This is a genomic window from Exiguobacterium sp. s161, assembly GCF_018619045.1.
Taxonomy (GTDB): Bacteria; Bacillota; Bacilli; order Exiguobacteriales; family Exiguobacteriaceae; genus Exiguobacterium_A; species Exiguobacterium_A indicum.
Genome location: NZ_JACSNH010000013.1, coordinates 1 through 6,112, shown reverse-complemented (window position 1 = coordinate 6,112; position 6,112 = coordinate 1). Strand labels below are relative to the sequence as shown.

Sequence of the window (6,112 nt, the reverse complement as noted above, 5' to 3'; positions counted from 1 at the left end):
TCAACAATCGACCAAGAAAGTGTTTGGATTGGAAAACTGCATACGAGGTCTTTTCCGAAGAAGTGTTGCGCTTAATTTGACAAACCGTCATAAATAATTAATTTAGTAACTTTTATAATTAATAAAATGCCAATATACATGCTAAGTTCAATATATAATTCTATGTCTGTTTAACGACCGTTATATATACAAAAATGATTACTCTTTCACATAGTTGAATCGAATGGATCGATTTCGATATCAAAGTCTATAAACGCATCTTTTTATCAATGTATTTTTAATAGTCCTTTTATGCATAAAAAGAGAAATAAACTTCGGTCATCCTTTTCAAAAAGTGCGACAAAAAGGATCAACGTATAGATACCATCGAGTATCTGAACGTTGATCCTTTTTCAATTATCCATCTAATCGTTGTTCAGCCATTTTATAAATTTCATCTTTATCCCGTTTACCGATCGCTACAATTTGAATGATTTGGAGTTTACCGTCGATTTCTCTAAAAACAACGCGTAACCCCATTTTTCTATTTTTCAACTTATTGCAATGCGACAAATTTCCACTGAGTGGCTGCCCTGCTGCCATCCCTATAGAAACGATTCGGTTCAACGCTTTGTCTACGAATATCTTTTGACTACCATCGAGGTTATCGTAATCTTCTTTCGAATATTGCGTCCACTCAAGCTGATACAATGATCACTCCCACCCATCCATTTCATCAATAGTCGTAGGGTGAGTTACCTGTTCTCCACGGACTTCTGAATCAGTATAAGTGCGGACATTTTTGTTAGATAGTCGCATCTCAACAGTCAAATCATCTAATCGACTGTACAATTCTTCGATTTCTTTATTGAGTGATTCGTATTGCTGTTGCGTCAACATGACGCCCGCAACTTTTTCACGGTTAAAAACATATACGCCGGCCGCTTCACGATCTGCTTTTTGGAAAGCTTCCATAGGAGACCGTTTCACGTCAGATATAGAAGTGGTTGGAATATCAAGTATTCGCATTCCCATCATTATGCCCTCCTTTTATTTTTCTTTAGTATACACCTTTTAAAAGACTTTTAAAAGACTTTTAAACGTTCCTTTTGATTCTTGTACTATCTATAGTTAACCCCTATTTTTGCAATAAAACCCAAAAAACAATAGGATTCTCATTTACTGAGTTCCCTATTGCTTGTTAGACACTACTTTATTTAAATACAACAATGCCCTTGCGCGTGGACAGGACGGGGTTTCCCCGTCCGTCTACACTTATCGTCTCTTTACAAAACACCTTGTGCTTTCAAGCTGACGTATTCTTCTCCGGCACCGACGATGATGTGGTCGAGGAGCTGGATGCCGACGATGCGTCCGACTTCAACGAGCCGTTCCGTCACCTCGATGTCTTCCCGTGATGGATGCGGGTCACCGCTCGGATGCTGATGACTGACGATGAGTGACGTCGCATTGTTAAGAATGGCGGACTTGGAGATTCCTCGGGGATGGACGACGCTTGAGTTGATGCTACCAACGTGTGCCCGATGGACGGCAATGACGCGGTTCTTCGTATTGAGCAGGATGACAAGGAACACTTCACGGTCATCGTCCTGGATGAAGCGTTTCGCGACACAGAACGCGTCCTCGGGAGATGTGATATGCGTCGTCTCGAGCGCGACATCCGGCTTGCGGTCCCCTTCCATCAGACAGAGCGGGACCGCTCTGTTCCGTGCTTTTAAAATGATCATTTATTGCATTAGCTATTCCAAATAGGATGACTAAAATGAATTCTTCCTTACTCGTCGATCCCGAGTAGTCTGTGAGCGGACCGTTCCAGCATTTGAAATATCTGATCTCGCTACTGACAAAAAGTAATGTATAAAAAAGAGACAAATCCCAAATTTTTAGGATTAGTCTCTTTTGGTTTCAAAGACATGTTGCTAAAAAGCTATTGATCCATTACATATCTGATTCAAGCTGTACAACTACATGGCTTAAATCTGATACATCTTCCTTTTCATTAAATAGTGCAATTGCCTGCTCATGTGTCATATAGTTTTCGACTGATCTGTCCATCAATACTTGAGCTAATAGTTCCGCGTATGAATCTAGTTCGTCTTCATCATTCGAATCTTGGACACGTCCACGCAATTCACTGACCAATCCTTTAACGTCTTCACCTCTTGTCGACCACATGCGATAAGCCATCAGTCGTTCGTCCTCATCATTCCCCGCGATTACTTCTCGAATTTCATCCATCGAAGGATAGTCGGCAAATACATCTTCGTGTGTTAATTCAACTCCGCCTTCAACTTGATCATTTCGACGAACGAGATGATCGAGGAGTTGGTCGAAGCTCTCTGCTACGAAGTGTGTTGTCTCATCCGAAATGTCCAAACACCAAATATGTGGTGCGTTAGGGGTGTCATCGAAACCGAAGTACCAAAGGTAACTGCCTTGACCCTCGCCGAACAGCATCAATTTTCCAGTTAATCCCCACTCAGCTAACGTAGACCTGCCGTCCTCAAATTCCTCCACCGTCAAGGGTTTGAAACGATTCAACGGTAGATGAAGATTATCTTCTTCGTCAGACCATGTGTTTTCGAAATCAACATTCACTGAATCGAATACAAGATCCCCACCATTTTGTTCTTCTAACTTTTCGATATATTTTTTAGGAAGACGAGCGCCTAATTCTTTTTCGATTTGTTTCACGTTTTCTTTATTTAGTGATAAAGCAACCTCATCTTCTAACAACTCATCCCAAAAATTCATCAAAGCACCTCTTTCACTACATTTATATATTTGTATATTTATATACTCATTAATACTATACGCTATATTTTTTAAAATTTGGCATGATTGAGAATCGAATGCTGACGAGATGTCATTTTAAATACGGAAACTGAACGGTATATGGTTCCTTTCCATCAAACAGAGCAGTTCCCGATCTGTCCCCCGCCCTTGAGGTAATCAATCAATCGCATCAGCCTTCAGAAATAAGACAGCAGAAATGAAGGACTAGCGTTATAATGAAGGACGCAACGACAGCTTAATCTAAAAGGAGTACACCCATGAAGATTTCTTACATAACAATTCCGCTTATCGTCCTACTGATGGCAGGATGTACAGATGCGGAGACGACCTCACCTCTACCAGATGAGACAGAGCAAGTAGCGCAGCAGGAAGACACGACTACACAAAAGACCGATGCGACGAAGGACACCGATCAACATCCTGAAAAAAAGGCGGATACTCGTACAGTCACGCAGTCAAAGGAGACGAATCCATCAACGGAATCAAAAACGAAGACTCCGCATGATTCTTTCAAAGGATATAAGAAGATTACGATCGATGGCGGAGATCTGTCCGGTAGTCGGCAGGCGAACGTCGTCGTCGACATCGGGTTCGGTGACCGGAAATATTGGGCGTTCACGAATGAACACGGTCAGCTGGTCCGCGTCATCGCGAAGAAAATCGTCCTCCAGGATGATGAGACGGAAGACGTCACGCGTGACGGACGCTACTACTCCGATGAAGCGAAAGTGCCTGGCGTCGAACGTACGGATCTCGACGAAGGACATATCATCGCCGATTCGCTCGGTGGCGTTTCGAATGCCTACAACATCACTCCGCAGGACAGTACACTGAATCGTCATGGTGATCAGGCGTACATGGAGGACGTCATCCGCAAGGCGGGTGGCGCAACGAACTTTGAAGCACAAATCACCTACCCGAATACGTCGACGATGATTCCATCCGCGTATCAGTATACCTACACGGTCCGCGAGAATACCGTCGTCGACCGGTTCAAGAACGACAATCCGGACGAGACGAATGCGGCACTCGGTCTGACGAAGAAAAAGGAGACGAAAAAAGAACCGGAAGCGAAATCAGCTCCCGGTACTGCAGCGACCGAGGATGTCTCGCGCGTCGATACCGACGGCAATGGTCAAGTGACGATCCAGGAAGCGAAGGACGCAGGCTTTGCGATGCCAATCACGGAGAAGCACTGGCTATACCAATATATGCGGGACAACGACCATGACGGCATGGTGGGAGAATGAATCTCCTCATTTAATCGAATAGCCGAAACATACTGGAGCAGTGACGAGATCCTCGTCGCTGCCTTTTTTCGTCCCAGAAACGGAGGCATTGATGAGACGTCGAAATATCGGATTGAAAACAAGAGAAACGAGGAACATAATAAGAACAAATGTTCTTATTATAGGAAGGAGTGCTTTTAATGAGTTATGAAGACCGTGGCAACAAGAAATGGATCCCGTTCCTGATGCCCGAATACAAAGGATTGCTGAAACGCTATTATCAAGAGGTCCATCATCTCAAGTTCGAGGATACGGAGGGACCGATCGATGGGACGATCGAGAACGCCTTGAACGATGCCATCTTTAGCGGAGACATTGTCACGGTGACAGCAATGAATGGTCCGTTGACGCATCGTTTCGATGCCTTCGTTGAGAAGCTCGACTATGTGCAGGAAGAAGTCCACCTCGTCAAACGAAATCTAGACGTCGAGATCGTCTCGTTCAAGCAAATCTTGAGCGTCACGCTATCGGAGTAAAGAAAAAGATAATGATAGTCATCCTCTTTTTTAACATAGTTAAAACACAAGAGAATGAACATGTTTATCTCAATTTGAGTAAATTTCAATTTACTTCCTTATGACGAATCTTCTTCATTCGAGATGTTGAAAGGTCGAATCTTATGTAATTGATCCAGTATCGATCGCAATCGTATGAGCTAAATCTGCATCCAGACTACAATCTATGATAAAGGGGTTGATGAACATGAGTATGATTACAATTCGATTGAACGATAATGAGATACTCCTCATTAAAGAATATACGAAAGCGAAGGGCATTACGATTTCCGAACTCGTGCGAGATGCTGTCCTCGATCGCATCGAAGACGACATAGATCTACAACTTTATCGTGACACTAAAGAAGTACATGAGAAGCAATCAAAAGCACTCTCTTTTGACGATGTGATGAAGGAGCTAGAATGAGAATGACGACATATACAGTTGTGTTTTAGGTGTGGATTTAAATCTCCCTTCAGAAGGTGGATTACTAAAAATATAGATCTCGACGTCCTTAATCAAGCGAAATCTGATTAAATGGGATGTATCGCGTTGTCACAAAAAAGATAGAACATGTTACGAATCGTTGGATGAATGATGATACAGCAGGGGTGAAGATTCCCGAATCGCTAATATTTATTAAGAATTGTATACACAAAAATATTGTAAACATTTCGACGTCGAAATGTTTACAATCCATTTTTAATGAGTACTTACATATGGAGTTCTCTTGTCCGCACTCAGACTCTGAAGCTTAATCCATATATTTTTTCAAGACGATAACGGCGTTATGACCACCGAACCCGAAAGAATTGGATAGTCCGTACTGCATCTCCATCGATTCGTCTGTCTTCGGGCGTCCGCCTCCCAGAGTCTTTCCATGTGTATCGTTTCGGAGACCCTCCTCTCCGTCTTTTCGGAACGTTTAGCGCCAGCGATTCAACGCGGACTGCGCTTTCCGTTTTCCGATCACCGCCAGGTCAAATCCAGCCTCTGTGAAGATTTGTTGAGGTCCCTTTCCCTCCATGTTCTCGCGTACGGTCTTGACCTTGAACTCTGTGGTGTACTGGATCGAGCGTTCTGATACGGAAGCGACTTTCGGATTTTCTTCGAGCTGGTTGATTTGAGTCATAGTGAAGGTGATTTTACTCATGGTTGTTTCTCCCGTCTGAATGAGTAGGTTTATTATAGCGATTCATATCCACACGAAAAAACCCGAATGATACACTTTTTTCATGTGTCTATCATTCGGGATTCAGTTCATCAAGTGAACGGTTGCATTTTTTATTCCATTTGAGGAACCTTAGAAAAAGATAAATTGATTTGACTCTAGTATTAAATAAATAGACCATCAAAAAAAACTTTATCGAAACTGATTGAAAACTACCTATGATTCACTTCGTTTACATCAATAGTAAGAAGATGGATTTCATTCTTTTAATGAGACGGTTTGTCAAATTAAGCGCAACACTTCTTCGGAAAAGACCTCGTATGCAGTTTTCCAATCCAAACACTTTCTTGGTCGATTGTTG

The 6,112-nt window shown here is 42.6% G+C and carries 8 protein-coding genes; 3 read left to right on the top strand and 5 right to left on the bottom strand.

Features of this window, described 5'->3' with window-relative positions; translation table 11 throughout:
* Positions 1 to 396: 396 nt before the first annotated feature.
* From KNQ14_RS16520 to KNQ14_RS16505, 4 genes are all read right to left on the bottom strand, one after another.
* Entirely contained in the window at positions 397 to 690 is a 294-nt protein-coding gene (locus tag KNQ14_RS16520) for a type II toxin-antitoxin system RelE family toxin (protein ID WP_214861850.1), read from the bottom strand.
* 3 nt (positions 691 to 693) lie between these two features.
* Positions 694 to 1,017: a hypothetical protein gene (locus KNQ14_RS16515; RefSeq protein WP_235504808.1), complete on the bottom strand. Its 324-nt coding sequence runs from the start codon at positions 1,015 to 1,017 to the stop codon at positions 694 to 696.
* A 248-nt stretch (positions 1,018 to 1,265) separates the two neighbouring features.
* On the bottom strand, positions 1,266 to 1,682 hold the full coding sequence (locus tag KNQ14_RS16510; protein ID WP_214861852.1) for a JAB domain-containing protein: 417 nt from the start codon (positions 1,680 to 1,682) through the stop codon (positions 1,266 to 1,268).
* A 256-nt stretch (positions 1,683 to 1,938) separates the two neighbouring features.
* Complete coding sequence (locus KNQ14_RS16505; protein ID WP_214861848.1) at positions 1,939 to 2,754, bottom strand: SMI1/KNR4 family protein; 816 nt, start codon at positions 2,752 to 2,754, stop codon at positions 1,939 to 1,941.
* Between the two features lie 299 nt (positions 2,755 to 3,053).
* Here KNQ14_RS16505 and KNQ14_RS16500 point away from each other — a divergent pair, with 299 nt between their 5' ends.
* From KNQ14_RS16500 to relB, 3 genes are all read left to right on the top strand, one after another.
* Entirely contained in the window at positions 3,054 to 4,046 is a 993-nt protein-coding gene (locus KNQ14_RS16500) for a DNA/RNA non-specific endonuclease (RefSeq protein ID WP_214861846.1), read from the top strand.
* A gap of 179 nt (positions 4,047 to 4,225) precedes the next feature.
* Positions 4,226 to 4,561, top strand: coding sequence for a YolD-like family protein (locus tag KNQ14_RS16495; protein WP_214861844.1), 336 nt, complete (start codon positions 4,226 to 4,228; stop codon positions 4,559 to 4,561).
* A 226-nt stretch (positions 4,562 to 4,787) separates the two neighbouring features.
* The gene (gene relB, locus KNQ14_RS16490; RefSeq protein WP_214861842.1) at positions 4,788 to 5,006 is read left to right on the top strand and encodes a type II toxin-antitoxin system RelB family antitoxin; all 219 of its coding nucleotides are present in this window, start codon (positions 4,788 to 4,790) and stop codon (positions 5,004 to 5,006) included.
* Between the two features lie 499 nt (positions 5,007 to 5,505).
* On the opposite strand, the gene KNQ14_RS16485 is transcribed toward relB, so the two are convergent.
* Positions 5,506 to 5,733, bottom strand: a complete 228-nt coding sequence (locus KNQ14_RS16485; protein WP_214861840.1) for an HTH domain-containing protein — start codon at positions 5,731 to 5,733, stop codon at positions 5,506 to 5,508.
* Between the last annotated feature and the right edge of the window lie 379 nt (positions 5,734 to 6,112).